Consider the following 3327-nt stretch of genomic DNA (forward strand, 5'->3'; position numbering starts at 1 on the left):
GGTGTCGATCGGGATCGCGTACGCCTTGCCGTCGACGAGCCCGGCCTCCCACGCGCGCTGGTTGAACTTGTCGGGTGTCATGCCGTGCCGGGCTACGTCACCCGGGGCATCCTGGACCCGCACGACTACTACTACCGCCGGCTCTACGTCGACGCGTACCGGGCGGTCGAGGCCGCCGCGGCGCACCCCGACGTCGACGCGAGCCGGATCGCGGTCACCGGCCGCAGCCAGGGCGGCGCCCTGTCGGTCGCGGTGGCCGGCCTGCGCGCCGACATCGCCGCGGCGATCCCGCACGTGCCGTTCCTGTCGGCGTTCAAGCGGGCGACCGAGATCACCGACGCCAACCCGTACGCCGAGATCGTGCGCTGGTGCGCCACCCACCGGACGAAGACCGCGCGGGCGTTCGCGACGCTGGCCTACTTCGACGGCACGTCGTTCGCCCGCCGGGCCTCCTGCCGCGGCTCGTTCTCGGTCGCGCTGATGGACCCGATCTGCCCACCATCCACTGTGTACGCCGCACACAACGTCTGGGCCGGCCCGCACGACATCACCGTCTGGCCCTACAACGACCACGACGGAGGTGGCGTCGAGGACGCGATCCGCACGATCCGGGTGCTGCGCGAGCTGTTTGCCTGATCTGGATAGCCTGCCCCGCAGCTGTCCGGGGCGGCGTGCTCGAGGAGTTCCACGGGCCGCGGCCTCTATCGGGCCGTGGTCCCCGCGCGCCTGGCCTAGTCACCGGTCGCCGGTCAGAACCCGGTGCCGGGGTCGGTGAAGCCGCTGTTCTGGCCGAGACCGTGGCCGCGGATGCTCCCCTTGGCCTGTTGCTGCTGGTGGCGCACCATGCCGCAAATGGCGTCCCGGCCGGCGGCCAGCGGATCCGCGGCAGCCCGGCGCGCCGACCGCCGGCGCCGGAGTAACACGCCCACGGCGCCCACCACCAGCACCGCCGCCACGACCAGGGCGATCGTCACACCGTCCATGTCGGCCTCCCGCCTTCTCCTGACGGTAACGCCGGCTGTCACGGAGGGGACCGACGGAGGTCCCCTCCGCGACGCGACGGGCGGTCAGCAGCGGGGTACGCCCGGGATGAAGCCGTCGTAGCCCGTGTAGACGTAGGCGTCCGAGATGAAGCGGCCAGAGCCGATCCGGTCCCAGATGGTGCTCGTGCCGTACGTGCCGGACACCGACGTGCCGTTGGTCTGGCACTGGATCGTCACCCGGGCGCCGTCGGCGACCGTGCCCACCGAGGCGTACGACGTGCCAGGGCCGGACCGGACGGTCAGCGGCGAGCCCGCGGTGTTCACGGTCCCGGTGCCCGTGCCGCCGGCGCAGCCGTTGTCGCTCGTGTAGGTCCGCGTGCCCCAGTACAGCGCCAGCGCGCCGTTGAAGCGGACCTGCACCGCCGAGCCGTTGAGGCGCTGCTCGTAGTGCAGGTGCGGGCCCGTCGAGTTGCCGCTCGTGCCGACGTAGCCGATCACCGAGCCGTAGCCCACCGACTGCCCGACCGACACGTTGAACCCGCTCAGGTGGGCGTAGTAGCTGGTGTATCCGCCACCGTGGTTGATCCGGACGTACCGGCCGTAGCTGGTGTTGCCCAGGTTGGTGACCACGTCGACCGTGCCCGGCGCGCTGGCCACGACCGGGTCGCCGTCGTCGTTGGTGCGGTTGAAGTCGACGGCGTTGGCCGGGCTGTGGTCGGTGCGGGTCTGTCCCGACCACGCCTGCCCGCAGGGGAACGGCACCTTGAACGTCGGCGCCGCGAGGGCGGGCGCGGACGGCAGCAGCAGGAACGCCACGCACGCGGCGCCGAGCAGGCGCCACCACCGGTGCTTCATACACGGACCTCCAGTCATATGAAGAAATACTTCAATGCTTGGATATGATCCTGGCAGAAATCTGCGTGAGGCGGAACAGCGGGCAAAGGTAGGTTGAACCTCGTGCCCCCGCAGATCCCCCATGCCGATCCCGGGGTGCCCGACACACGGGGACCGTTCCGCTACATCTGGTGGCTGACCCGCAGCCAGCCGTGGCGGATCCTGCGCGGTGCCCTGTTCGGCACCCTCTGGATGGTCGGCCTCGCCGTGCGTCCGTACCTCGTCTCCCGCGCCGTCGACGACGGCCTGCGCGCCCACGACACACCGGCGCTGCTGGCCTGGGTCGGTGCCATCGTGGTGTCCGGGCTGCTGATGGCCTGGCTCGGCATCATGCGGCACCGCACGATGACGTTCGTACGCGAGGACGCCACGGCCCGCTCGGCCGAGGTCACCCTGCGCCATCTCGCGCGCACCGGAGCCGCACTGCCCCGCCGGCTCGACGCGGGCGAGGTCGCCACCGTCAGCGGCCGCGACATCAGCTACGTCTCGCACGTCCTCACGTTCATGGGCCCGGGCATCGGTGCGGTGATCGCGTACGCCGTGGTCGCCGTCGTGCTGTGGGCCACCGACCCGCTGCTCGCGGTGCTCGTGCTCGTCGGCGTGCCCGGCGTGGTCACGGTGATCTCGCCGCTGCTGCGCCGCCTGGAGCGGGTGGAGACCGACTACCGCCGCCGGCAGGGTGCGCTGACCGCGCGCGCCGCCGACATCGTCGCCGGCCTGCGGGTGCTCGCCGGCGTCGGTGGGCGGGGGCTGTTCGCGGACCGCTACGACCGGCAGTCGGCCAAGCTGCGCACCGAGGGCTACCGGGTGGCCGCGGTGAACAGCTGGATCGAGGGGCTGGCCATCGCAATCCCGGCGTTCTTCCTCGCGCTCGTCGTCTGGCTCGCGGCGCGGATGGCCGCCGCCGGCCAGATCACGATCGGTGAGATGGTCGGCGTGTACGGCTACGTCGCGATGCTCACCACCCCGTGCTGGATGCTGCTCGGCAGCGCGCACGACGTGATCCGTGGCCGGGTCGCCGCCCGCCGGATCATCGCGCTGCTCCGGGTCGAGCCTGACGAGCACGCCGCCGACCCGCCCGCGAGCGCGCCGACCGGCCCGGCCGACCTGCACGACCCGGCCAGCGGCCTGACCGTGCCGGCCGGCCGCCTGGTCGCGGTCGCCGCCGACGACCCGGCCACCGCGACCGCGCTCGCGGACCGGCTGGCCCGCTTCGCCCCCAGCGACGTGACCTGGGGCGACGTGCCGATCAGCGCGGTTCCGCTGCCGGACGTGCGCCGGCGGATCCTGGTCGGCGACCACGACGCCTACCTGTTCGCCGGCCCGCTGCGGGCGACGCTGTCCCGCGGCGTGGCCGACGATGTCGCCACCGGCGTCCACGCCGCCGGGGTCCGGGTGATCACCGCATAGCGGTCTATCCGAATACCTGCATACCCAGTATCGTGTGCGC

4 protein-coding genes are annotated in these 3327 nt (G+C 72.4%); 2 read left to right on the forward strand and 2 right to left on the reverse strand.

All coding sequences use genetic code 11. The features are described from left to right. The coding region (locus tag AB0H87_RS39845; protein ID WP_360158399.1) for an acetylxylan esterase at positions 1 to 636 on the forward strand (636 nt) is incomplete at its 5' end. 113 nt (positions 637 to 749) lie between these two features. Here AB0H87_RS39845 and AB0H87_RS39850 read toward each other — a convergent pair. Together AB0H87_RS39850 and AB0H87_RS39855 are read right to left on the reverse strand one after the other, a co-directional pair. Further along, complete coding sequence (locus AB0H87_RS39850) at positions 750 to 983, reverse strand: hypothetical protein (RefSeq protein WP_360158402.1); 234 nt, start codon at positions 981 to 983, stop codon at positions 750 to 752. Positions 984 to 1067: 84 nt separating this feature from the next. Next, a complete protein-coding gene (locus tag AB0H87_RS39855) occupies positions 1068 to 1838 on the reverse strand; it encodes a peptidoglycan DD-metalloendopeptidase family protein (protein ID WP_360158405.1) in 771 nt (256 codons plus the stop codon). A gap of 102 nt (positions 1839 to 1940) precedes the next feature. Here AB0H87_RS39855 and AB0H87_RS39860 point away from each other — a divergent pair, with 102 nt between their 5' ends. After that, positions 1941 to 3287, forward strand: coding sequence for an ABC transporter ATP-binding protein (locus AB0H87_RS39860; protein WP_360158408.1), 1347 nt, complete (start codon positions 1941 to 1943; stop codon positions 3285 to 3287). The last annotated feature ends 40 nt before the right edge of the window (positions 3288 to 3327 follow it).

This window comes from Asanoa sp. NPDC050611 (genome assembly GCF_040654855.1).
Lineage (GTDB): Bacteria > Actinomycetota > Actinomycetes > Mycobacteriales > Micromonosporaceae > Asanoa.

Bases quoted from the DNA above. Each gene is read 5' to 3' on its own strand.
- AB0H87_RS39850 (WP_360158402.1), bottom strand. From the start codon at position 983: ATGGACGGTGTGACGATCGCCCTGGTCGTGGCGGCGGTGCTGGTGGTG.
- AB0H87_RS39855 (WP_360158405.1), bottom strand. From the start codon at position 1,838: ATGAAGCACCGGTGGTGGCGCCTGCTCGGCGCCGCGTGCGTGGCGTTC.